The 23,891-nt window shown below is 66.2% G+C and carries 16 protein-coding genes and 1 tRNA gene; 2 read left to right on the forward strand and 15 right to left on the reverse strand.

The genetic code is table 11. The annotated features are described in order from the left end of the window. Positions 1 to 157: 157 nt before the first annotated feature. From DVT68_RS02950 to DVT68_RS02970, 5 genes are all read right to left on the reverse strand, one after another. Positions 158 to 1,282 (reverse strand): YXWGXW repeat-containing protein, encoded by a 1,125-nt coding sequence (locus DVT68_RS02950; protein WP_114823543.1) that lies wholly within the window; start codon positions 1,280 to 1,282, stop codon positions 158 to 160. Between the two features lie 722 nt (positions 1,283 to 2,004). Further along, a tRNA-Ser gene (locus tag DVT68_RS02955) sits at positions 2,005 to 2,097 on the reverse strand. 76 nt (positions 2,098 to 2,173) lie between these two features. Further along, positions 2,174 to 2,380 carry a carbon storage regulator CsrA gene (gene csrA / locus DVT68_RS02960; RefSeq protein ID WP_114823544.1) on the reverse strand — a complete coding sequence of 69 codons (207 nt, stop codon included), beginning with the start codon at positions 2,378 to 2,380 and terminating at the stop codon, positions 2,174 to 2,176. A 260-nt stretch (positions 2,381 to 2,640) separates the two neighbouring features. Further along, entirely contained in the window at positions 2,641 to 5,277 is a 2,637-nt protein-coding gene (gene alaS, locus DVT68_RS02965) for an alanine--tRNA ligase (protein WP_114823545.1), read from the reverse strand. Between the two features lie 83 nt (positions 5,278 to 5,360). Next, positions 5,361 to 5,855 carry a regulatory protein RecX gene (locus tag DVT68_RS02970; RefSeq protein WP_114823546.1) on the reverse strand — a complete coding sequence of 165 codons (495 nt, stop codon included), beginning with the start codon at positions 5,853 to 5,855 and terminating at the stop codon, positions 5,361 to 5,363. Between the two features lie 177 nt (positions 5,856 to 6,032). Here DVT68_RS02970 and DVT68_RS02975 point away from each other — a divergent pair, with 177 nt between their 5' ends. After that, a complete protein-coding gene (locus DVT68_RS02975) occupies positions 6,033 to 6,392 on the forward strand; it encodes a carboxymuconolactone decarboxylase family protein (RefSeq protein ID WP_114823547.1) in 360 nt (119 codons plus the stop codon). 144 nt (positions 6,393 to 6,536) lie between these two features. Here DVT68_RS02975 and recA read toward each other — a convergent pair whose 3' ends face one another. From recA to DVT68_RS03025, 10 genes are all read right to left on the reverse strand, one after another. Beyond that, positions 6,537 to 7,574 carry a recombinase RecA gene (recA, locus tag DVT68_RS02980; protein WP_114823548.1) on the reverse strand — a complete coding sequence of 346 codons (1,038 nt, stop codon included), beginning with the start codon at positions 7,572 to 7,574 and terminating at the stop codon, positions 6,537 to 6,539. A 123-nt stretch (positions 7,575 to 7,697) separates the two neighbouring features. Beyond that, a complete protein-coding gene (locus DVT68_RS02985; RefSeq protein ID WP_114823549.1) occupies positions 7,698 to 8,204 on the reverse strand; it encodes a CinA family protein in 507 nt (168 codons plus the stop codon). 106 nt (positions 8,205 to 8,310) lie between these two features. Beyond that, positions 8,311 to 9,456, reverse strand: coding sequence for a dipeptidase (locus DVT68_RS02990; RefSeq protein ID WP_233523320.1), 1,146 nt, complete (start codon positions 9,454 to 9,456; stop codon positions 8,311 to 8,313). Then, positions 9,440 to 10,843: an amidohydrolase family protein gene (locus tag DVT68_RS02995; protein WP_114823550.1), complete on the reverse strand. Its 1,404-nt coding sequence runs from the start codon at positions 10,841 to 10,843 to the stop codon at positions 9,440 to 9,442. The genes DVT68_RS02990 and DVT68_RS02995 overlap by 17 nt, the downstream gene beginning before the upstream one ends. Before the next feature lie 183 nt (positions 10,844 to 11,026). Further along, a complete protein-coding gene (locus tag DVT68_RS03000; protein WP_199535945.1) occupies positions 11,027 to 11,866 on the reverse strand; it encodes a uroporphyrinogen-III synthase in 840 nt (279 codons plus the stop codon). Positions 11,867 to 11,918: 52 nt separating this feature from the next. After that, positions 11,919 to 13,352: a siroheme synthase CysG gene (gene cysG / locus DVT68_RS03005; RefSeq protein ID WP_114823552.1), complete on the reverse strand. Its 1,434-nt coding sequence runs from the start codon at positions 13,350 to 13,352 to the stop codon at positions 11,919 to 11,921. Between the two features lie 30 nt (positions 13,353 to 13,382). Continuing rightward, a complete protein-coding gene (locus tag DVT68_RS03010) occupies positions 13,383 to 16,085 on the reverse strand; it encodes a nitrate reductase (RefSeq protein WP_114823553.1) in 2,703 nt (900 codons plus the stop codon). 169 nt (positions 16,086 to 16,254) lie between these two features. Beyond that, complete coding sequence (gene nirD / locus DVT68_RS03015) at positions 16,255 to 16,605, reverse strand: nitrite reductase small subunit NirD (RefSeq protein WP_114823554.1); 351 nt, start codon at positions 16,603 to 16,605, stop codon at positions 16,255 to 16,257. Positions 16,606 to 16,609: 4 nt separating this feature from the next. Next, positions 16,610 to 19,174 carry a nitrite reductase large subunit NirB gene (gene nirB / locus DVT68_RS03020; RefSeq protein ID WP_114823555.1) on the reverse strand — a complete coding sequence of 855 codons (2,565 nt, stop codon included), beginning with the start codon at positions 19,172 to 19,174 and terminating at the stop codon, positions 16,610 to 16,612. Positions 19,175 to 19,201: 27 nt separating this feature from the next. Continuing rightward, complete coding sequence (locus tag DVT68_RS03025) at positions 19,202 to 20,545, reverse strand: MFS transporter (protein WP_114823556.1); 1,344 nt, start codon at positions 20,543 to 20,545, stop codon at positions 19,202 to 19,204. Between the two features lie 336 nt (positions 20,546 to 20,881). Here DVT68_RS03025 and mutS point away from each other — a divergent pair, with 336 nt between their 5' ends. Continuing rightward, the gene (gene mutS, locus DVT68_RS03030; RefSeq protein WP_114823557.1) at positions 20,882 to 23,458 is read left to right on the forward strand and encodes a DNA mismatch repair protein MutS; all 2,577 of its coding nucleotides are present in this window, start codon (positions 20,882 to 20,884) and stop codon (positions 23,456 to 23,458) included. Positions 23,459 to 23,891: the final 433 nt, after the last annotated feature.

A 23,891-nucleotide genomic window follows, 5' to 3' on the forward strand; every position in this document is an offset into this window, starting at 1 on the left:
CCAGCGGCTGGCGCAAGCGCTCGGCTGCCCTATTCCCTCTCATCCACCTGACGGGTCCTGACCCTCGAGCCATCGATGCACTGCGCCGCACAGGCATGGCGGCGTTGATCCCTGGTGTGACCCGTGATCTGCACGGCAGCACCGTTTGCCCGCGGTATCAGTGGTGCGCCCTGGGGTCAGCGTTGTGGCCACCACTCGGCGCCCGTGCCGGAGCCGGATGCGCCGCAGGCGCGTGGGCCATGCCCGGGCTTCCTGCCGGGCGATAGGCGTAGTTAGGAGACATGCGCCCCGGATTCCATGCGCGCGCTGCCGGCGGAGCGAAGCCCTCCGTGCGTGGCGCCGCCGCGTGCATCGGTCGGTTGGCCGGGGGCTCCATCGCTCGGTTGGTCGCCGGCGCCATCGCCCGACCGCCCGGTGTCTCCATTGCTCGGCTGGCCGGCGGCGTCATTGCCGCGTGCGGCGCAAAGCCCGCTGAGCGCAATGCCGTCACGTTGCGGGCCGACGGACGCGCCTGTCCGCTCGGATGGGTCGCGGCCGAGACACCGGCCGCTGCAGGTCGCGCTGCCCCCGCCACCAGAGGCGCGCCGTGATTGACGCCAACACGCATGGCAGGATCGCGGTTCGCCATCTCAGCCTGATGCTGCTGCGCGGCCACTGGCGCAACGTGCGCCTCTCGTCCCGCCACAGCCTCTTCCATCGTCGGCCTGGCGATCACGCCACCGCGACCACCATTGAAGCTCGTGCGGTTGGCGAAGCGACTCCCAGCGCCCACCCCGTTGTAGACATGGGTGATGCGCGGATCGTTGATCTGGTTGACCGAGCGGTTGTAGTAGAAATTGCCATGTTCCCAGTGGCCGCCCACATAGCCATGGCCGGGATAGCCAAACCCGTAGTCAATGCCGCCATAGAACCCCACATGCCGCCCCCAGTAACCGGGATGGAACACGTAGACATCACCAAACCAGCCCCAATAGGGTGGCGTCCATAGCGCACCTATGTAGGGCGGCAGCACCCAATAGCCGGGCACCCAGTAATAGTCCGCCCCATCCCACGCCCAATAGCCAGGCACCCATAGGTAGTCCGGTCCTGGAATCGCCGGTTGCACATAGAGAGGCAACGGTGGCGGAGGAAAGCCAACCGAGACTCCAACATCGACGTCGACAGCAGCCCTCACGGTCAACGGCGACATCGCGCCTGCCGCCAGCACCAAAGCCAGCACGACGAGACGAACCAGCCGACGGCGGTTGAATGGCAACGAGTGAGCAGTCTGGAACATGTCCATGACGCGCCCTCCTCGGGGACGACGGTATTCAAAGTATCGCGCGGGGCGTTGAACCACCTGACAACGGGCCGTTGCCTGGTTCACATGCGTTCATTCGCGAGAAAACTTGAGTGGCGCGCCGGGCGCGTGATCTGCGGTGAAGGCGGCAACCGATGGCCCGAAAGCAACAACCGCTCCAGGCGTCGGCTCACGGGATCATTGATCCTCCTCACCTGTCCTGCCGAATCGCGAAGAACTCAACAAACCTCGTTACACCACTCCGTTGCATCTCTGCCGGAATGGTCCGTCCAGACACCGCTCAACCGGATACGCAAGAAGCCTCGCGAGTGGGTTTTGTTGGGTGGAGCTGTTTTGTGCAGGTCGGGATTGTTCGGCCCATCCATGGGCCGGACCCTTCCGCGCGGCGCGCTCCAGGGCCAGCCTGCGGCTGTCCAGATTCGCTCCAGGCGAATTTGTCGAACCAAGAGGGTTCGTCCACAACTCTCTCTCCGCCAGATACGCAAAAAGCCCTACTAGGGGCTTCGTTCAATGGTGCTGTTGCGTGCAGGGAGGGATTGTTCGGCCCATCCATGGGCCGAACCCTTCCGCGCTGCGCGCTCCAGGGCCAGCCTACGGCTGTCCAAATTCGCTCCAGGCGAATTTGTCGAACCAAGAGGGTTCGTCCACAACTCTCTCTCCGCCAGATACGCAAAAAGCCCCACTAATGGGGCTTTTTGCGTATCTGGCGGAGAGAGAGGGATTCGAACCCTCGATAAGGCTTTTGACCCTATACTCCCTTAGCAGGGGAGCCCCTTCGGCCTCTCGGGCATCTCTCCGGACTTTGGTCCGCATTACTGCGGAGCCGGCAAGGATACTAACCGGCGCGCTCGAGGTAAAGCCTTTTCTTGCTCGTCAGTGTTCGCCAGCATCCCCGGGGGCGCTGCCCTCCGGCTCGTGCTCGTTCTTGATGCGCTGATAGATCTCTTCGCGATGAACGGCAACGTTCTTGGGTGCGTTGATACCGATGCGCACCTGATTGCCCTTCACGCCCAGAACGGTGACGGTCACCTCGTCGCCGATCATCAAGGTTTCACCGACCCTGCGGGTCAGAATCAACATGTTTGCCACTCCATGAATACTTTGGTCATAGGCCAACAGACGGTTATGCCTCACCCCTGAGCTTCACCGTCTGGACAGTTCGACGATCATTGTCCGCCGAAGGCCCTACCGCCTTCCCCGGTTCACAAACGCAGCATCCCTGTGATGCCAAGTCGGTCGACACCGGCGCAACTATCGGTGTCGGCAGTGTTTGATACTAGCCGAGCGCCGGATCGCAGTGCAATGCGTAAACGGCAACGGAGTCTGCTCCGTTGACTCGTTCAGGAGGCCAATCGTTCACCCACCCAACCGGGCAGGCCATTCAGGATTCCCGGCAGCGCAGCACTATCCATGCCACCACCTTGGGCCATGTCGGGACGACCACCGCCCTTGCCGTCGATCTGGCTGGCCACGTGGGAGACCACCTCGCCCGCCTTGACCCGGCCGAGCGCCTTGCCGTTGACGCCAGCGACCAGCGAAACGCGGCCGTCAGCGGCCCCCGCCAGCAGGATCACGCAATCGGCAAGCTGCTGCTTGAGCTGATCCATGCTGTCACGCAGGGCCTTCGAGTCCAGGCCTTCCAGGCGCGCCGCCACGACCTTGACCCCGTGCACGTCCTGCGCCGAAGAGGCGAGGTCCGCCGTGGCGGAGCCGGCGGCCTTGGCGCGCAGCGATTCCAGTTCGCGCTCGAGCTTTTTCTGCCTGTCGAAGAGCTGACGCAGCTTCTCCACGGCGTCATCACCGGCGGACGACAGCAACTGGGAAAACTCACCCAGTCGACGCTCTTCATCGGCCACATAAGCCAGCGCGCCAGCGCCCGTGACCGCCTCGATGCGGCGCACGCCCGAAGCCACGCCGGCCTCGCTGACGATCTTGAACAGACCAATGTCGCCCGTGCGACCCACGTGGGTGCCACCGCACAGCTCGGTGGAGAAGTCGCCCATCTTCAGAACGCGCACTTCGTCGCCGTACTTCTCACCAAACAGCGCCATCGCGCCGAATTCGATCGCGTCGTCATACGCCATGTGACGCACTTCGGCCGGCGCATTGCGACGCACTTCGGCGTTCACCAGCGCCTCGATCTCGCGCAGTTCGTCCGCGCTCATCGGCTTGAAGTGGGAGAAGTCGAAGCGCAGGCGCTCGGGCGCGACCAGCGAACCCTTCTGCGTGACATGCTCGCCCAGTACCTTGCGCAGCGCGGCGTGCAGCAAATGGGTCGCTGAATGGTTGAGCACGATGGACTGGCGACGCACGCCGTCGACTTCGGCATCAACCATGTCGCCCACGCGCAACGGCTGAGCGCCATTCCAACGACCGGCGTGACCAAAAAACACGCCGCCCATCTTGAGCGTATCGGACACCTGGAACGCGCCGGCCGCGTTCTTCAGCGAGCCCATGTCGCCCACCTGGCCACCGGATTCCGCATAGAACGGCGTGCGGTCGAGGATGACCAGGCCCTCTTCACCCTGCCCCAGCTGCTCGAGCTGCTTGCCGGCCTGCACGATGCCGACCACCTTGCTGCCCTGGCTCTGCAACACCTCATAACCGAGGAACGCCGTAGGCTGCAGCTGGCTGGCCAGCTCGGCCGGCATCTGGCCCTTGGCTTCGAACTTGCCGCCTTCGCGACTGCGCTCCTGCTGTTCCTTCATGGCCTGCTCGAAGCCGTCCATGTCCACCGTGAGGCCGCGCTCGCGCGCGATGTCGGCGGTCAGGTCGACCGGGAAGCCGTAGGTGTCGTACAGGCGGAACGCATCGACGCCGGGAATGCTGCCGTTGGCCTTGGCGGCGACGGCGTCGAACAGGCGCATGCCGTTCTCCAGCGTTTCGCCGAAGCGGCGCTCTTCAGTACGCAATGCGTCTTCGACGAAGCCCTGCTTGGCGGCCAGCTCCGGATAGGCCTCGCCCATCTCTTCGACCAGCGGCTGCACCATCTTCCAGAAGAAGTCGCCGCGCACGCCCAGCATCCAGCCGTGGCGCAGCGCGCGACGGATGATGCGGCGGAGCACGTAGCCACGACCTTCATTGGACGGCAGCACGCCGTCGACGATCAGGAAGGAACAGGCGCGGATGTGGTCGGCGATCACGCGCAGCGACTTGTTGGCCAGGTCCGGCGTATGGGTCAGCTTGGAGGCCACCTGGATCAGGTGCTGGAACAGATCGATTTCGTAGTTGGAGTGCACGTGCTGCAGCACGGCGGCCAGGCGCTCGAGGCCCATGCCGGTATCCACGCACGGCGCCGGCAGCGGCGACAGCGTGCCGTCAGGCGCACGGTCGAACTGCATGAACACGAGGTTCCAGATCTCGATGTAGCGGTCGCCGTCTTCGTCCGGCGAACCCGGAGGACCACCGGCGATCTCGGCGCCATGGTCGTAGAAGATCTCGGTGCACGGTCCGCACGGGCCGGTATCGGCCATCTGCCAGAAATTGTCGGAAGCGAACGGGGCGCCCTTGTTGTCGCCGATGCGCACGATGCGTTCGGCGGGCACGCCCACTTCCTTGTTCCAGATGTCGAAGGCCTCGTCATCGGTGTGATAGACGGTGACCCACAGCTTGTCCTTGGGCAGCTTGAGGACGTCGGTCAGCAACTCCCACGCGTAAGCGATGGCGTCGCGCTTGAAGTAGTCGCCGAACGACCAGTTGCCCAGCATCTCGAAGAAGGTGTGGTGGCGAGCGGTGTAGCCAACCGAATCCAGGTCGTTGTGCTTGCCGCCGGCACGCAGGCAGCGCTGCACGTCGGCCGCGCGCACGTACGGCAGCTTCTCGCTACCCAGGAACACGTTCTTGAACTGCACCATGCCCGAGTTGGTGAACAGCAGCGTGGGGTCGCTGGCCGGCACCAGGGAGCTGGACGGCACGATGGTGTGCCCTTTCGAGCGGAAATAGTCGAGGAAGGTCGAGCGGATTTCGGCGGTTTTCATGCGACTGGGGAGGACCTGGCAGATGGACCACGCCCTGGAAACGGCGCCGAAACGGCGCTCACCCACCCCACGCATCGGGGCGGTCAGGCTTCATCATCGGCTGCGTCGTCCACGTCGGCGTGGGTAACACTCCGTACTGTGGCGGCGGGAAAGCCACGACGCAAGAGAAATTGCGCCCTTCGGGCCTTCTCGGCGGGGTCCGGAGCCCCTCCTGAGCCATATCGCCGGCGCAACTGGGCGGCGGCCGAGGCGGTCCAGTCGACCTCAGCGGCGTCCAGCACTGCGCGGATCCGGGCGTCGGACAGCCCGTGGCTCTTCAGCTCGGCCCGCAGCCGCAGGGGGCCGTAGCCCTGGGCCACCCGGCTCCGCACGAGAACTTCGGCGAACCGGTTGTCATCCTGGTAGCGCTGCTCGCCGAGGCGATCCAGCGCCTCACCGGCCTCCGCCCCCTCGTAGCCCCCCTTCCTCAGCTTGAGCTGCAGTTCGCGCCGGGAGTGCTCCCGGCGCGCCAGCAGACCCATCGCCTTGCTATAGGCGCTTGGGCGGGATTTCCCGGATTCGTCGTCTCGTCGCGTCATGGAGCGCCTGCGGCGGGGAGCGGGATGTCAGCGCACGATGGATGGGACCACCCGGGTTTCCGGCGATGAAACCCAGGCTCATTGGGCAAACGCGGCAGGGAAATGACCCGAGTCAGTTTCACGATTTCGAGCGGTCCTAAAATCAGCCTGCAGTAGTGTCAGCAAAGGCCAATACGTATGTCCAAGCATTTTCCGTCCATCACCAAAGATATCTCCGCCAATCTGAAATCCCTGCGTGCCGACATCACCGACACGATGCAAGGCTTCTCGGCCATGGCGCAGGCCGCGACCCGCGACGGCGCCCTCGACAAGAAGACCAAGGAGCTCATCGCCCTGGCGTTGGGCGTCGCCGCCCGCTGCGATGGCTGCCTTGGCTTCCACGCCGAGGCGCTGGTCAAGCTCGGGGCCACCCGACAGGAAGTCGAGGAAGCCCTGGGCATGAGCATCTACATGGGCGGCGGCCCGTCACTGATGTTCGCCGCCGACGCCCTGGCCGCCTTTGAACAGTTCTCGGCACTGGCGGCGGCCAAGGCCTGAAAGCGGGGCCGGCAGCAGGCAAGGAGCGGCGTCCCGCTCGGAGCCTCAAGCTGGCCGGGAGGCAACCCACCTCTCGGCTAACGCCAGATACGAGCGTGCCGCGAAAGTCGCCCTTCGCGGCACGTGGTCAACCGACGGAGCCGGTCAGATCTCTTCCATCGCCTCTTCGGACACCGGCGTGCCCTTGCCACCGCCGGTGGTCAACAGGCGGGCGCGCAGCTCGGCGTCCACTTCGTTGGCGATGGCCGGGTTGTCACGCAGGAACTGGCGGACGTTTTCCTTGCCCTGACCGATGCGGTCGCCCTTGTAGCTGTACCAGGCGCCGGACTTGTCGATGAGGTTCTGGGCCACACCCAGCTCGATGATTTCGCCTTCGCGCGAGGAGCCCTCGCCGTAGAGGATCTCGAACTCGGCCTGGCGGAACGGCGGGGCCACCTTGTTCTTGACCACCTTGACGCGGGTCTCCGAACCGATGACTTCCTCGCCCTTCTTCACCGCGCCGATGCGGCGGATGTCCAGGCGCACCGAGGCGTAGAACTTCAGCGCGTTGCCGCCGGTGGTGGTTTCCGGGCTGCCGAACATCACGCCGATCTTCATGCGGATCTGGTTGATGAAGATCACCAGGCAGTTGGACTTCTTGATGTTGGCGGTGAGCTTGCGCAGCGCCTGGCTCATCAGGCGGGCGTGCAGGCCGACGTGGGAGTCGCCCATCTCGCCTTCGATTTCAGCCTTGGGCGTGAGGGCGGCGACCGAGTCGACCACCACCACGTCCACCGCGCCGGAGCGCACCAGCATGTCGGCGATTTCCAGCGCCTGTTCGCCGGTGTCGGGCTGGGAGACCAGCAGGTCGTCCACGTTGACGCCCAGTTTGGCGGCATAGGTCGGATCCAGCGCGTGCTCGGCGTCGACGAAGGCCGCAGTGCCGCCATTCTTCTGGCAGTTGGCGATCACCTGCAGGGTCAGCGTCGTCTTGCCCGAGGACTCCGGACCATAGATTTCAACCACTCGACCGCGCGGCAGGCCGCCGACGCCCAGCGCAATGTCCAAGCCCAGCGAGCCGGTGGAGACGGTCTCGATGACATCGTCGGTACGGTCGCCCAGGCGCATGACCGCGCCCTTGCCGAATTGCTTCTCGATCTGGCCGAGGGCGGAGGTGAGCGCACGGCGCTTGTTGTCATCCATCGTCTTGAATCCCGGGTGGCAGTGAATGGAAGGCATGATGCCCGCGGTTAGTCTCACGGGCTAAGAATCTGTGGCGTACGAGTATCCCACACCGGTCAAGCCGGTCGGCAAAGGCTTGGCGCGTCAGTCCGTCAGCGCCTTCAGCACGCCGCTGAGCGCCGCCGCCACGGTCTGTCGGCGGACCGCCTCGCGGTCGCCATCAAAATGGAAGAGCTGCGCGTGGGCGTACCCACCCCGCCGTTTCCAGCCGATCCAGACGGTGCCTACCGGCTTGTCGGCGGTGCCGCCGCTTGGGCCGGCGATGCCGGTGACCGCAACCGCCATACCCGCGCCAAACCGCGCCAGCGCGCCTGACACCATCTCCAGCGCGGTTTCCTCGCTGACGGCGCCGGTGCGCTCCAGCGTGCGCGGGTTGACCCCCAGCAGCGCCTCCTTGGCCTCGTAGCTGTAGGTCACCACGCCGGCGTCGAACCAGGCGGAGCTGCCAGGCAAGTCGGTCAGCGTCTTGGCGATCCAGCCACCCGTGCACGATTCGGCTGTCACCAGCATCAGGCGCTGGCGCAAGGCGACGTCGGCGATCTGCTCGGCCTGCGCCTTGAGCTCGGCATCGGTGGGGACGGCTAGGGTCATCGGGAGTTCCTGCGGACGGGCAACAGTCGATCCTTCTACCTTGCCCGCGCCATCCCGCCAAGGGCCGGCCGGCACGCAGGCCAGCCGCCCCCATCCTCGCCGGGCCTCAGCTGCCCCAGATGGTCTGCGCGTAGCGGAGGAAATTGAGGCCCAGGATCTTCTCGATCCGCTCACTGGAATAGCCCTTCTGCGCCAGCAGTTGCGCCAGCCGCTGGAATTGCTGCGGACCGCGCAGGTCGACCACGAACGGGAACGTGTCGGGCCGTTCGCCCGCCGCACTGATGCCGGCGGCGCGGCGCTCTGCAATCTCCTTGGCCAGCGCCGTCTGGTACGCCTTGAGGTCGTCGATCTGGGTCACCGAGCCATCGGTGCCGATGCCCACGTGGTCCTCGCCGCAGACCTGCACCGCATGATCGATGTGTGCCACCACGTCCTCGGCGTGGGCGTGGCCGGAGGCGTTGAGGAAGGGCATGAAGTAGATGCCGACAAAGCCGCCGCGCTCGGCCACCAGGCGCAGCTCGGCGTCGGTCTTGTTGCGCGGCAGGTCGGTGACGGCGCGGCAGCCGGTGTGGTTGATCGAGATCGGTGCGGTGGAAACGCGCGCCGCCTCCAGGCAGGTCCGCTCGCCGCTGTGCGAGAGGTCGACCATGACGTGACGCGCGTTGAGCCTCGCCACCACCTCGCGGCCGAAGTCGGTCAGGCCGCGGTTCTCCGGCGCCATCGAGCCATCGCCAAGCTGGTTGGCCGGGTTGTAGGTGAGCTGGAACACGCGCACGCCGAGGTTGGCGAAGATGTCCACGCGCGATGCGTCCTTGCCCATCATGGCGCCGTTCTGGAAGCCGTAGATGAGCCCGATCTTCTTTTCCGCCTTGGCGCGGCGCATGTCAGCGGCCGTCAGCACTTTCAGCACATCGTGCTCGTGCTCGCGCACCAGCGCGTCGGTCGCGGCGATGTCGCGCACGCTCGCCTCGAACGGATCGTCCGGCCCGGATACATAACCCAGTGTGATGTTCACCGCGGTGAGGCCCGACGCATGGGCCTCGGCCAGCACGCGTGGCGTCAGTGTCGGCACCAGGCTGTCCGATCCGCGGTTGGGATCGTCCAGGCCGCCCAGCGCGTTGATGATGATGCCCGTGTCCGTCATGCCAGCGGCCTTTGTCGACGCCTCGCCCGCTTCCCAGGGCAGCATCGATGCCGCTGCCGCCCACGCCATGCCGGACAGGAAGGTCCGTCGATCAATCGTCGTCGTCATTGCCCATCTCTTCCTTCGTCACGGGGCGATAGTCGGTGCGCGGATACTCATGCCCGCGCTTCACGGTCATGCGGATGCTGCGGATGTTGCCGATGTCCTTGACCGGATCGGCGGAAAGCACGGCGAAATTCGCGAGCTTGCCTACCTCGATCGAACCCATGTCCTGCGCCTGCCCCGCCGCCTGAGCGCCGACCAGCGTGGCCGAGCGGATCACTTGCAGCGGAGGCATGCCCACGTCATGCGCCAGGAAGAACATCTCGTCGAACTCCGTCGGCCAGGCGCTCTTGGCGCCACCGTCGTTGTCGGTGCCGGTCGAAATGGGGACGCCTGCCTGCCACGCCTGGCGGACCAGCCGGATGGTGGTCGGACCGGTGCAGCGCAATGGCTTGCGTTCGGGATGAGCCTTGCGCTCGGCGTCGTAGTGGACGAACAGGCTGCCCGTCGCGTCCAGGATCGTGCCGTGCTTGAGCATGTCGCGGTACAGGCCCGCGATGACCGGATCGTCGCCCTTCGGCGCAAGCAGTGCGTCGTGAAACGGCGTGTGATCCTCGTAGGACTTCAACATCACCGGTTCCAACTGGTAGGCCAGGTAACAGGCGTGGCTGACCACGTCGACGCCGGCATTGATCACGTCGGCCGGCCGCGTGGGGAACACCGCGCTATGCGCCCACACCATGATGTGCTGCCGATGGGCTTCGCTGGTGATCGCCGCCACCAGCTCGGGCGGCAGGTCCGCGTAGACCTTGATCGCCGTGGCCGAAGTACCACGCGCCAGCGTCACCGCCTCGCGCAGGTCGGTGTCCTTGTCGATGGCCTGCATCCACGGGCTCTTGCCCGGCGTCACGCCGTAGCTCGCCGCCGCCACGCGCGGATCAGCGAAAAACTCCGGGCCAGCCATCACCGCCGCGTAATAGATATCGGGTGACGGAATCTCGCCCGTCCGCGCCTGGCGGGTCAGCTCGCCCACCGAACGCAAGTCGTCGGCCATGTCGCGCACGGCGGTGACGCCGGCATAGAGGTTGCGCCGAAGAACCGCCTGCGCGCGCTTGGCGTCCGGCGGCGTGGCCAGGTGCACGTGACTGTCGATCAGGCCGGGGATCACGTAGTCCCCATGCAGATCGATCGTACGAACGCCTGCCTCCTTCGCGCCGGCCAGCGAACCATGCGGCCCCACCCCCACGATCCGCTCGCCGCGCACCAGGATGTCCTGGTTGGAACGGGAGGCTGCGCCGGTGCCGTCGATGACGGTGGCGCCGGCGTAGAGGGTGACGGGCTCGGTCGCCGATGGCCTGGATGCCTCGCTCCCGGCGGAGTAGACGGCGGAAGCGGACAGCGCGAGGACCAGCGCCGCCACCCGAGGGAAGGCAGTACGAAATGGGATATGCATGGCGAACGATCCTACACAGCGGATTCTCCGGGCCACAAGCCGCAGGAGAATGCGAACACGCCTCACCGGGCGCCCGTCATCACTTGAGTTCTGGAAATGGCGGCGGGGCCTTCGATGACCCCGGCGATGCCATGGCGCGGCATCGCATCGCCCGCCACGCCGGATCCTGGAAGCAGCGCTCGTCTATCGGGCCAAGGTGTCGATCAGGCCCTGCGTCAGCGGCTTCATGTAATAGCTGCCCGCAGGGACGACTTGCACCTGCACACCATGCCGCGCCAACGCCTCCGCCACCACGGGACCAACCGCCGCCACCACCGTGCGGGATAGCATGTCCTTCAGTGACCCGACTTGCCCGTTCGCAGCCGCCAGTTTCGACAGGCGCTCGACTTGCTGCAGGCTGGTGAAGGCAATGGCGTCGATGGCGCCCTGCCTCATGCGATCCAGCATCGCCAGCACCTCCGCGTCATCGGCGGCGTCCGCGTAACGATAGGGAGCCACCGGCAGCGCATCGGCGCCGGCTTCCGCGAGGAAGGCCATCAGTGGCGCATTGGGCTCGCTGCCGTACAGCTGCACCCCAATGCGCCTGCCGCGCAGGTCAAACTGTTTCAGGCAAGCGATCATCCCCTCCGTGGTGGCGGGGTCGGCCACCACCGACGGGCGCAAACCGAGTTCACGCAGCACCCTGCCCGGCTTCGGGCCGCGCGCCACGATGCGAACCTCGGCCAGCCGCTGGACAAATGGTGCTCGCCACGGGGGCTGGTGCTGGTCGAGCACGCCAAGCAGGCGACGCAGCCCTTCGCCGGTGAACAGCAGCAGGTCGTCACACCCGCCGTCGTTGAACCGAGCCAGCCATTCGAGCAAGGGGGCCGGATCCGGGGCATCGCGAATATCCACCAGCGGACAGCGCAGCACGCTCGCGCCCCGCCGCTCAAGCAAGGCGGCGAACACATCCAGCTCCCGGGATTCGGGCACAGCGATGCAGCGACCGGACAAGGGTCCTGCGGACTCGGCGGACACGTTCACGACTCTGGCTCCGTGTGGGGGGAGGCCATGATGCCTGACGGACAGTCCGCCATCACGCCAACGCCGCCTGCGCCAACGACAGGGAGGGCGAAGGCTCGGTGATCCGTTCGCCAAACCAGGCATGCTCCGTGGCGAACGCGGCCACCTCGCCAATGATGAGCAGCGCGGGGGTTTTCACCGCGTGCCGTCGGGTGAGTCGCGGCAAGTCGCCCAGTGTTCCTGTAATCACTCGCTGCTCCGGCAAGCTGCCATTCTCGACGATCGCCACCGGCGTCTCTGCGGCGCGGCCGTTCGCGATCAGCCGTTCCGTCAATGCGTCGACCCGCTCCACGCACATATAGACGGCCAAAGTCTGGCGCTCAGCGCCAAGCATCCGCGCATCCAGCGTATCGGTCGCGTCCTTGCCATGTGCCGTCAGCAGGCAAATCGACTGCGCGTGATCGCGATGCGTGAGCGGGATACCCGCAAAAGCCGCGCACGCCACTGCGGCCGTGATCCCCGGCGCGACTTCGCACTCAATGCCGTGGCGACGAAGGAACGTTATTTCCTCACCGCCACGCCCGAACACGAAGGGATCGCCGCCTTTCAGGCGCACCACGCGCCGCCCCTCCCGCGCATGGGCCAGCATGAGGCGGTGGATCTGTTCCTGCGCCACCTGGCGACCGCCGCAACGCTTGCCCACGTCGATGCGTTCCGCGTCGCGCCGCGCCATCGAAAGAATCTCCGGGCTCACCAGTTGGTCGTGCAGGATCACGTCCGCCTCATTCAGCGCGCGCAACGCCTGAAGGGTGAGCAGCCCCGGATGCCCCGGCCCGGCGCCGACCAGGGTGACCGATCCCGCACGGGGCACGCCTTTGTCCGCATGAAGCGCATCAAGCAACACCCGCTCCGCCTGCTGCGGGCGCGCCCGGCGAAGCAGGGAAAGCACCGGCCCATCGTGCAGCCAGTCATAGAACGCGCGCCGGCTCGCCAGATCGCCACGGCATTGGACGATGCGCGCTCGGTGACGCTGCGCCAGCGCTATCAGCGCGCCCAACCCGTGGTCCAGCACCTGTTCCAGCGTCTCGCGAACACGGCGCGCCAGCGCGGGCGCGGCGCCCGCCGTGGAAATGGCCACCATCAGCGGCGAGCGATCGACCACGGCGGGCACGTGGAAGCGCGACTGTTCGGCGTCGTCCACCACGTTGGCGAAGATGCGCCGCTTGCCCGCTTCGGCAGCCACCCTGGCATTGAGTTGGCGATCATCGGTGGCGGCTATCACCAGCCACATGCCCTCTAGCCAATCGGGCGCGAACTCGCCGCATCGCCAGGTGATTTCCCCTCCCTCCGCCTGGTGCGCCAGTTCCTCGTCCAGTTGCGGCGCGCCTACCGAGACTCGTGCACCGGCCCCAAGCAGCATCTGCGCCTTGCGACGGGCGACGCTGCCGCCGCCCACCACCAGCACCGGCAGACCATGCAGATCCGCGAAGATGGGATAGAGCTTCATCGATGGCCTCCGCTTCGACATTGCCTCATTTCAGACACCCGACGCTGCATGCGCGTCGGCAATCAGCCGACGCAGCTCAGGTATGCACGACCCGCAATTGCCCCCCGCCCGCGTCGCCGCCGTCACTTGCGCCGCGGTTTCCAGCCCCTTCGAGCGGATGACCTCGCTGATGGTGTTTCGTCCCACGCCAAAGCAGGAACACACCACAGGGCCAACATCAACGCTCGGGCCAGGCGGCTCACCCGCGAGCAGCCCCTCGCGATCCGCCGGCTCCAGCGGCTGGCGAGCGAACAGCCCGGCCAACCAATGGCGGGACGGCAGGTCGGGGCGCGGGGACAGGAACACGCAGGACTCGATACGGCCATCCACAACATGCGCAGCGCGGTAGACCCCCGTGCTGGGGTCCTCGTATTCCAGCCAATCGGCGTCGGCATCCTGCGCACCAAGCCACGCCCTCGCCCAGGCGCTGCAGTCCTTCGGCCGCTCGCGATGGGCGATCTCGTAACGCAGGAAGCGGTCGCCTCGAATCAAAGTCCAGTAGCTGAGTTCCGAGGCCGGCAGAAAGCGACGGCCGAACGCGAAGCCATACCAGCGCACCGCAAACGGTTCCACGCGTACAGGCGTGTGCTTGAACTCCGGCTCGCCGGAGACCGGATCGACCACGGGATTCACCAGGCCGCCGACACGCGCATCGGAGGCAAACTGGTCGTTCCAGTGGATCGGCACGAACACGTTGCCGGCAAGGATGCCACCGCTGTGGCGAACGCGCGCCACCATCGCGCCCCACTGAGAATGCACGCGCGCGAGCTCGCCTTCGCGGACGCCGCTGTGCAGGGCGTCGCGTGGATGCATGTCTACAAACGGTTCGCTGATATGGCCGGCCAGTCGCGGGGATTTCCCGGTACGCGTCATCGTGTGCCACTGGTCGCGCACCCGGCCGGTATTGAGCACAAGCGGGTATTCACGGCCCGGCGCATTGGCGGGTGAACGCGCGACCGTGGCCACAAATCGTGCGCGGCCATCACCATGGGCAAAGTGTCCGGCGCCGAACAGTCGGTGCGTGCCGGTTCCGTCTTCGTGCACCGGCCACTGCACCGGCTGCAGCGCGTCGTAGGCCTGCTGGCTGAGCGAACCCAGTCCACCGAGATTCAACAACCGGCGGGCCGCAGGGACATCACCACTGGCGTCGTGATTGCGGAACAACGTGAGCCGGGCATGTTCGACGAAGATGTCGCGAGCACTCTCGAAGTTGAAACCCTCAGCAAACCCCAGCCGACGCGCCACGTCGCACACGATGCGCCAATCCGCCCGCGCTTCGCCCGGCGCCGGGAGAAAGGGGCGCTGGCGGGATATGCGCCGCTCCGAGTTGGTCACCGTGCCATCCTTCTCGCCCCACCCCAGCGCCGGCAGCAGCACGTGGGCGTGCGCGTTGGTGTCGGTGCGCTCGATGATGTCGGAGCACACCACCAGCTCGCAGGCTTGGAGGGCGCGCTTCGCGCGATCGGCATCCGGCAGGCTGACCACCGGGTTGGTGCCCATGATCCAGACCGCCTTGACCCGCTTCTCCAACAGGGCGTCGAACAACTCGACCGCTTTCAACCCGGGCTGCGACGCGATACGCGGCGACGACCAGAACGTCTGCACGATGTCGCGATGCGTGGCGTCCTGCAGATCCATGTGCGCAGCCAGCATGTTCGCCAGCCCGCCCACCTCTCGACCGCCCATCGCGTTGGGTTGCCCGGTGATTGAAAACGGCCCCATGCCCGGCTTGCCGAGGCGCCCGCAGAGCAAGTGGCAATTGATGATGCTGTTGACCTTGTCGGTACCGCTGGACGACTGGTTCACGCCCTGCGAGAACAGGCTCACCGTGCGCTCATGGCGTGCAAACAGGCGATAGAACGCCAGCAGGTCGCCCAGCTGCACGCCACAGATGCGCGCCACCTGCGCGGGATCACCGGCATCCGCCGCGGCAGCCGCCAGCGCGGCATTCAGCTCGCCGGTGTGGGCATCGACGAATTCGGCATCCATCACGCCATGCTGGAACAGGAACACGAGCAGCCCGTTGAACAGCCACACGTCGGTGCCCGGCTTGATCGGCAGATGCAGGTCAGCCGATTCGCAGGTGGCGGTGGAGCGCGGATCGATGACCACCAACCGCGCGCCGCCTTCTTTCACCTTGGCGATGCGCTGGAACAGGACGGGATGGCACCACGCGGTGTTGGACCCCACCAGCACCACCAGCTCGGCCTGCTCCAGATCCTCGTAGCAACCTGGCACGACGTCTTCACCAAAGGCGCGCTTGTGCCCCGCCACGGCCGAGGACATGCACAGGCGCGAGTTGGTGTCGATGTTGGCTGTGCCCAGGTAACCCTTGGCGAGCTTGTTGGCGACGTAGTAGTCCTCGGTCAGCAGTTGGCCGGACACGTAGAACGCGACGGCGTCGGGACCATGCTGGTCGACGATGCGGCGGAATCCGTTGGCAACGCGGTCCAGCGCCTCATCCCAGGTCGCCCGGTGAAGGACGCCGTTGGCGTCGCGCATCTGCGGATGCAGCAGGCGCCCCTCCAGGTCCACCGTTTCCCCGAGCGCAGCGCCCTTCACGCACAAACGTCCGAAGTTGGAACCGTGCTCCGGATCCCCGGCGACACTCACTGCGCCATCGGCTTCGACTCGGGCGAGCACCCCACAACCGACTCCGCAATAGGGACAGGTAGTAGCGACCCGACCGGTCATGTGTTCGCCCCGGCTGCCACGGACTGACGGTCACCCTGTCCCATCGGCGGACCGTTGCAGCAAGTCCAGGCATTGGCGTTCAGCCCAATCAGATCCTGACGACGGGCGCCACGCGTCGAAGCGCCATCAAAGGCAGCGACGACGACCTCCAGCCGGGGCCGATGTCTGCTCATCGATCGCCGCGCCTGACTTGTATGGCGTCACCCTCTCGGCGCACCTGCCACGCGCGTACGCCGTGCTCCGGCGCCTCCAGGCATTCCCCGCTGCGCAGGTCGAAGTGTTGCTTGTAGATGGGCGACGCCACCACGACGCGCTCGCCCAGGCTGCCGAGCAGTCCCCGGGAAAGCACGGAGGCGCCGGAGTTGGGATCGATGTTGTCGATCGCGAAGAGCGCCCCATCCCCAAGCCGGAACACGGCAACCTGCTCTCCACCTACCAGCGCGCATACGCCGGTATTGGGAACAATCTCGTCGATCTGGCAAACGGTCGTCCAATCGATCTGTGTCATGTCGTGGCTCATTGGTTCACTCCGTTTCCACCACGACGGGAATGCGACCCAGTCGGCGGCGTTTCTCTTCCGACGTGGCAGGCCGTATCTGGCCACGCTCGGGCACGAAGGCCACCTGGTCATCGCCTGCATCACTGTTCACGAAGTGCTGGAAGCGGCGACGGACTTGCGGGTCGCTGACGGCCTTCTTCCACTCGCATTCGTAGGTGTCGACCACATGCCGCATGTCCGCCTCAAGCTCATCGCCGATACCGAGCCGATCATGGATGACCACATCGCGCAGGTAGTCCATGCCGCCTTCGAGGTTGTCGCGCCACACACTGGTGCGTTGCAGGCGATCGGCCGTGCGGATGTAGAACATCAGGAAGCGGTCGACGTACCGGATGAGGGTGTCGGTATCGAGATCGCCGGCCAGCAGCTCGGCATGTCGCGGCTTCATGCCGCCGTTGCCACATACGTACAGGTTCCAGCCCTTCTCCGTGGCGATGATGCCCACGTCCTTGCTCTGAGCCTCGGCGCACTCGCGCGCGCACCCCGACACAGCGAATTTCAGCTTGTGGGGTGAACGAAGGCCTTTGTAGCGGTTCTCGAGGTTGATGGCGGCGCCCACCGAGTCCTGCACGCCATAACGACACCAGGTCGAACCGACGCACGACTTCACCGTGCGCAGCGACTTGCCATAGGCATGTCCCGATTCAAAGCCGGCGGCGATCAGTTCTTCCCAGATCAGCGGCAACTGCTCAAGCCGCGCCCCGAACATGTCCACCCGCTGGCCGCCGGTGAGCTTGGTGTAGAGACCATACTTGCGTGCAACCGCCCCGATGGCGATCAGCCCGTCGGGAGTCACCTCGCCTCCCGGCATCCTCGGCACCACCGAGTAGGTGCCGTCCTTCTGGATATTGGCCAGGAAATAATCGTTGGAGTCCTGCAGGGATGCATGCTCCTGCTGCAGCACGAACTCGTTCCAGCACGACGCCAGGATGCTCGCCACCGTGGGCTTGCAGATGTCGCAGCCCAGGCCCTTGCCGTGACGCGCCAGCAGCTCATCGAAACGGCGGATGCGCTCGACGCGGACGAGGTGGTAGAGCTCCTGTCGCGAGTACGCAAAGTGCTCGCACAGGTGATTGCTCACCGCCAGCCCCTGGCGCTTCATCTCCACCTTCATGATCTGCGTGACCAGCGGCACGCAGCCGCCACACGCGGTACCGGCTTTCGTCACCTCCTTGAGTGAGCCGATGGAGGTCGCGCCTGCCGCCACGGCGTTGCAGAGCTGCCCCTTGCTCACGTTGTTGCACGAGCAGATCTGCGCCGAGGCAGGCAGCGCTTCCACCGCAAGACCCGGCTTCGCCTTGCCATCGGCTGCGGGAAGAATCAGGGATTCGGGCGCCTCAGGCAGATCCATGCCGTTGAGCATCATCTGCAGCAGCGTGCCGTAGTCGGTGGCGTCGCCCACCAGCACACCGCCGAGCAGGCGCTTGCCGTCCTCCGACACCACCAGCTTCTTGTAAACCTGGCGCCGACCGTCGCTGAACTGGTAGCTGCGGCTTCCTGGTGTCGCGCCGTGCGCGTCGCCAATGCTGGCCACGTCCACACCCATCAGCTTGAGCTTGGTGGACATGTCCGCCCCGGCGAATTCTGGTAGGGCGGGCGCAGGCTTTCTGATCAACAGCGCGTGCAGGTGGTTGGCCACCACGCGCGCCATGTCGTAGCCCGGCGCCACCAGGCCGAACACCTTGCCGCCCCACTGCGCGCATTCGCCGATGGCGTAGACATCGCGGTCGCGGGTGCGGCAGAAGTTGTCGACCATGATGCCGCCGCGCTGCCCCACGCCCAGCTCGCTTTGCCGCGCCAGTTCGTCGCGCGGCCGGATACCGGCGGAAAACACGATGAGATCGGTTTCCAGATGGCTGCCGTCGGCAAAGCTCATGCGGTGACGAAGCGTCTGTCCCTCGGTGATCTGCTGGGTGTTCTTGCCGGTGTGCACGACCAGGCCAAGATCTTCGATGGACTTGCGCAACACCTGTCCACCGATGTCATCCACCTGCACGGCCATCAGCCGCGCCGCGAATTCCACCACGTGCGTTTCCAGGCCCATGTCGCGCACCGCCTTGGCGCACTCCAGACCAAGCAGGCCACCACCGATCACCACGCCGTGCCTGGAGCGACCACCCCATTGCGCCAGCGCCGCGAGGTCGTCGAGCGTGCGATACACCAGGCAGCCCGGGCGGTCATTGCCGGGAATCGCCGGTATGAACGGCGTCGAGCCGGTGGCGATCACCAGTTTGTCGTACGCAATGACCTCGCCGTCGCTGGTGGTCACGCGTTTCATCGCGCGATCGATGCCCACCGCTCGCGTCGCCAGCCGCAGGTGCATGCCGGCTTGCTCGAAAAAGCCGGGCGTCACCAGCGACAGATCCTCGGCGGTCTTGCCTGTGAAGAATTCCGACAGATGCACGCGGTCATACGCGGGACGCGTTTCCTCGCACAGCACCGTGACGTCCAGGCCCGGCGGCTGCAGCGTCGCCAGTTCCTCCAGCAACTTGTGGCCCACCATGCCGTTGCCTACTACGACCAGCTTCATCGTCATCTCGATGCCCTCCCCGTCGATTCAGTCGATGGCCAGCGCCGGCGCGGCGCCGCTGACCTGCTGCAAGGCTTCCTGATAGAGACGCTCCTCATCGGCCAGGTGCTCGCGACTGAAGCGCACGGCGAGCGCGCACAACGAGCCGGCGATGACGAAGCCGCCGAGCACCATGAAGGTGTGTTGCACCGAGCCGGTGAATTTCTGCAGGAACCCGGCCGCCACCGCGCCAACGTTTCCGCCCGCGCCGATGATGCCGGTAACGCCGCCCAGCGCCTTGCGGTCGATGAAAGGCGCCAGCGCATAGGTCGCCCCGCACGCCATGTGGGTGAACAGGCCGAAGGCCAGCATCGCAGTTACCGCCGTGCGCGCGGCCTGTGCGTTCGAAAACCAAAGAAGCCCGACGCCCTCGCACAGCATCAGCACGCACAGGAGTCGAGTACGTGATTGCAGGCCCTGTCTTCGCGCGAGCCTGTCGGACGCCACGCCTCCCATGGCGCGCGCAAACAGGGCGAGCAGGCCGAATCCGCCGACGGCCAACCCGGCGCTGCGCAGATCCAGTCCAAAACGGTCGATGTAGTAGGACGCCGCCACCCCGTGCACGAACAGTTCAATGCCGAAGCAACCCGCATAGGTGACGAACAGCATCCACACCCGGTAATTGCCGGCCGCCTGGCGAAATGCGGCCCAGCCACCCTGCTTACCGCTGCCCCCGGTGACGCCGCGTGCGCGCAACGCGCGGAAGTCGCCTTCCGGGGTGTCCTGCGTGAATTTCCAATACAGGATGCCCACGACCACCATCAGCACGCCGGGCAGCACCATGGCGATGCGCCAGCCCAGGCCTCCGCCCACGCCAAGCGCAAACAGCGCGGCGAGCACCAGCGGCATTACTGCCTGCGCCGCGCCGCCGCCCGCATTGCCCCAGCCAGCCGCGGTTGCGTTGGCGGCGCCCACGACATTTGGCGCGAACATCACCGAGGTGTGGTACTGGGTGATCACGAAACCCGCGCCCACGGCGCCGATGGCCAGCCGCGCGACCAAGAACGAGGTGTAGCCCTGCACCAGCGCCATCCCGAATACCGGGATGGCTCCGAGCAGCAACAGGCCTGTATAGGTGCGCCGCGGCCCCAGCCGGTCGCACAGCGGACCCACCAGCAGGCGCCCGAAGATGGTGACCGCGACCGCCGCGATGGTGATGTTGGCGACCTGATCGGGGCTTAGCCGGAACTCCGCCCTCACCAGGGGCATCAGCGGCGCCACGGCGAACCATGCAAAGAAGCATGCGAAGAACGCCATCCAGCTCAGATGGAACGCTCGCATCTGCGGCGTGCGCCATTGAAACAGTTCGATCCGCGTCGCCTTGCCCGACATAACACCTCCGCCCGAAGATGACGAATCGCCCCATGCGCACCGCCTTGCGGCGGCGGCCATTGGTCGCCCATATGTTGCTTAGCAACACATATGCCAGTGGTCGATCTCGCCGAAAAACACGGACTTGGCGAATTTCTCGAGAAATGTCGGCCGATTTCGTGCACCAGCCATGGCCTAACACCCGGCAGCTTGCACCACCGCAGTGCAGCAAATACCCCAACAGTTATGAGTGGCCGCCAGCGACATCCGCTCAACAAGCCGTGGCCGAACCGCTAAAGTGAGCGCCTTTGACCGGCGCCGCGACGCCGGCGGGCAACATCAGGACACCGCGCAGGAATGGCCGAGAACAGCACCGAACACACCCCACTCATGCGCCAGTACCTGGGCGCCAAGGCCGAGCACCCGGACGTGCTGCTGTTCTTCCGCATGGGGGACTTCTACGAGCTGTTCTACGACGACGCGCGCAAGGCAGCGCGGCTGCTGGACATCACGCTGACCCAGCGTGGCCAGTCCGCGGGTCAGCCCATTCCCATGGCCGGCGTGCCGTATCACGCGGTGGAGAACTACCTGGCGCGGCTGGTGCGGCTGGGCGAGTCGGTGGCGATCTGCGAGCAGATCGGCGATCCGGCGCTGGCCAAGGGTCCGGTCGAACGCAAGGTGGTTCGCATCGTCACGCCGGGCACGGTGACCGATGCCGCGCTGCTCGAGGAGCGCCGCGACAACCTGCTGATGGCGATCTCGGCTGGCGCGCATGGCGCCTATGGCCTCGCCTGGGTCGATCTGGCCAGCGGCCGCTTCCTGCTGAGCGAGGTTCCGAGCGCCGAAGCACTGGCTTCCGAACTGGCGCGCCTGCAGCCGGCCGAGACGCTGGTCGGTGAAGATGTGGCGTGGCCGAAGTTCGTCAGCTCCCTCCCCGGCCTGCGCAAGCGTCCGCCGTGGCATTTCGATGGGGACGCCGCGCGACGCGAACTCAATCGCTTCTTCGGCACGCGCGACCTCGGCGGCTTCGGCGTGGACCGCCTGCCGCTGGCGATCGCCGCGGCCGGCTGCCTGCTCGGCTATGTGGAAGAGACGCAGAAGAGCGCGCTGCCGCACCTGTCCGGCATGGCGGTGGAAAGCGCGGGCGAAACCATCGCGCTCGACGCCGCCACGCGCCGCAATCTCGAACTGGATACGCATCCCAGCGGGCGCACCGAACACACCCTGCTCGGCGTGCTGGACGAATCGGTGACGCCGATGGGCGCCCGCCTGCTGCGTCGCTGGCTCAACCGCCCGCTGCGTTCGCGCGAGCTGCTGCGCAGCCGCCATCAGGCGATCGGCACGCTGATCGACAACCGCCAGTACGAAGCGCTGCGTGAGCAGCTGCGCGGCATCGGCGACCTGGAACGCATTCTTGCGCGCGTGGCGCTGCGTTCTGCACGTCCGCGCGATCTGTCCACCCTGCGCGACGGATTGGCTGCGGCGCCGGAGTTGCGCGCCCTGATCGCTTCACTCGACAGCCCGTTGCTGCATGCGCTGGTCGAACGCATCGGCGACCACGCCGGCACCGCCGCCCTGCTCGCACGCGCCGTGGTGCCGCAACCGCCCGTACTCCAGCGCGACGGTGGCGTGATCGCCGACGGCTACGACGCCGAACTCGACGAGCTGCGCCGCCTCTCCACCCACGCTGACCAGTACCTGGTCGAGCTGGAAGAACGCGAGAAGGCCGCCAGCGGCATCCCGACGCTGAAGGTCGGCTACAACCGCGTGCATGGCTATTACATCGAGATCAGCAAGGGCCAGGCCGACAAGGCGCCCACGCACTACACGCGCCGCCAGACCACCAAGAACGCCGAGCGCTACATCACCGAGGAACTGAAGACCTTCGAGGACAAGGTGCTCTCGGCCAAGGAACGCTCGCTGATGCGCGAGCGCGCGTTGTACGAGGCCTTGATCGACACGCTGATCGGCGAACTCGAACCGCTGAAGAACGCCGCCTCCGCGATGGCGGAGCTGGACGTGCTCGCCACGTTGGCGGAACGCGCCTCGACGCTCGACTGGAGCGCACCCGAGCTTACCGATGAGCCCGGCATCGCAATCGAGCGTGGACGTCACCCCGTGGTGGAGAAGGTGCGCGACGAGCCATTCGAGCCGAACGACCTCGCGCTCGACGACAGCCGCCGCATGCTGGTGATCACCGGCCCGAACATGGGCGGTAAGTCCACCTATATGCGCCAGAACGCGCTGATCGTGCTGCTCGCGCATATCGGCAGCTATGTGCCGGCTTCGCGCGCGCTGATCGGTCCCATCGATCGCATCTTCACCCGCATCGGCGCGGGCGACGACCTTTCGCGCGGCCAGTCCACCTTCATGGTCGAGATGAGCGAGACGGCCAACATCCTGCACAACGCCACCGAGCACAGCCTGGTGTTGATGGACGAGGTGGGACGCGGCACCAGCACCTACGACGGTCTTGCGCTGGCGCGCGCCGCCGCCGTGCATCTGGCGGCGAGCAGCCGCTCGTACACCTTGTTCGCCACGCACTACTTCGAGCTGACCGAGCTGGCCAACGAATATCCGTCCATCGCCAACGTGCACCTGGACGCTGTCGAGTACGGCGAACAACTGGTGTTCATGCACGCGGTGAAGGAAGGCCCGGCCAACCGCAGCTTCGGCCTGCAGGTCGCCGCGTTGGCCGGTCTGCCCCGTTCGGTGATCGCCGATGCGCGGCGCACGCTGGCGGAACTGGAGCGCGGCATGTACCAGCAAGCCTCGGCCGCCACCACCAAGACCCCGGCGCAGGAATCGCCGCAGCTTGGTTTGTTCGCCGCCGCACCATCCGTGGTGGAGCGCGCACTCGAAGGCATCGACCCCGACGCGCTGTCGCCCCGCGAGGCGCTGGAAGCGCTGTACCGGCTGAAGGCGCTCACCTGAAGCTGCTGGCGGGCCCCTGCGTTGAGCGCAGCGGGCCCGCCTCTCGAGGCCCCACCGCCTGGCGGTCGCCGAGCATCACTCTCCCCTGCAAACTGACGAGCGCCCGGCAGCGGGCGTGAACTCGTCCGCGCACGGCGCAACGCCGTCGACGCAACTGACCCCACGGAAACTCTCCTCGTTCCCTCCACGCGGGCCACGACGCACCGCATCGATGCCGACGCGGCCACTGGCCTGTCTTCATGCATGGCGGATGTTGACCAACCCGCATCACGGCCAGGGCCGGGAGCGGTTGAAGGCGTTGCGCTTAACGCAATGTCACGCTTCTCGTCACGTCTTCATCACCGCGGCGAAGGCCAAGCTTCAGGGGTTGTCTCCGCATGCGCATGCTCATAGTCCGCGCCTATGAAATGCATCGAAAAAATCAAATTCCGCG

The organism is Dyella solisilvae (genome assembly GCF_003351225.1).
GTDB classification, from domain to species: Bacteria; Pseudomonadota; Gammaproteobacteria; order Xanthomonadales; family Rhodanobacteraceae; genus Dyella; species Dyella solisilvae.

Bases quoted from the DNA above. Each gene is read 5' to 3' on its own strand.
- nirB (WP_114823555.1), bottom strand. From the start codon at position 19,174: ATGAAGCTGGTCGTAGTAGGCAACGGCATGGTGGGCCACAAGTTGCTG.
- nirD (WP_114823554.1), bottom strand. From the start codon at position 16,605: ATGAGCCACGACATGACACAGATCGATTGGACGACCGTTTGCCAGATC.
- DVT68_RS03025 (WP_114823556.1), bottom strand. From the start codon at position 20,545: ATGTCGGGCAAGGCGACGCGGATCGAACTGTTTCAATGGCGCACGCCG.
- mutS (WP_114823557.1), top strand. From the start codon at position 20,882: ATGGCCGAGAACAGCACCGAACACACCCCACTCATGCGCCAGTACCTG.
- recA (WP_114823548.1), bottom strand. From the start codon at position 7,574: ATGGATGACAACAAGCGCCGTGCGCTCACCTCCGCCCTCGGCCAGATC.
- DVT68_RS02970 (WP_114823546.1), bottom strand. From the start codon at position 5,855: ATGACGCGACGAGACGACGAATCCGGGAAATCCCGCCCAAGCGCCTAT.
- DVT68_RS03010 (WP_114823553.1), bottom strand. From the start codon at position 16,085: ATGACCGGTCGGGTCGCTACTACCTGTCCCTATTGCGGAGTCGGTTGT.
- DVT68_RS02975 (WP_114823547.1), top strand. From the start codon at position 6,033: ATGTCCAAGCATTTTCCGTCCATCACCAAAGATATCTCCGCCAATCTG.
- DVT68_RS02990 (WP_233523320.1), bottom strand. From the start codon at position 9,456: ATGACGACGACGATTGATCGACGGACCTTCCTGTCCGGCATGGCGTGG.
- alaS (WP_114823545.1), bottom strand. From the start codon at position 5,277: ATGAAAACCGCCGAAATCCGCTCGACCTTCCTCGACTATTTCCGCTCG.
- csrA (WP_114823544.1), bottom strand. From the start codon at position 2,380: ATGTTGATTCTGACCCGCAGGGTCGGTGAAACCTTGATGATCGGCGAC.
- cysG (WP_114823552.1), bottom strand. From the start codon at position 13,352: ATGAAGCTCTATCCCATCTTCGCGGATCTGCATGGTCTGCCGGTGCTG.
- DVT68_RS02995 (WP_114823550.1), bottom strand. From the start codon at position 10,843: ATGCATATCCCATTTCGTACTGCCTTCCCTCGGGTGGCGGCGCTGGTC.
- DVT68_RS02985 (WP_114823549.1), bottom strand. From the start codon at position 8,204: ATGACCCTAGCCGTCCCCACCGATGCCGAGCTCAAGGCGCAGGCCGAG.
- DVT68_RS02950 (WP_114823543.1), bottom strand. From the start codon at position 1,282: ATGGACATGTTCCAGACTGCTCACTCGTTGCCATTCAACCGCCGTCGG.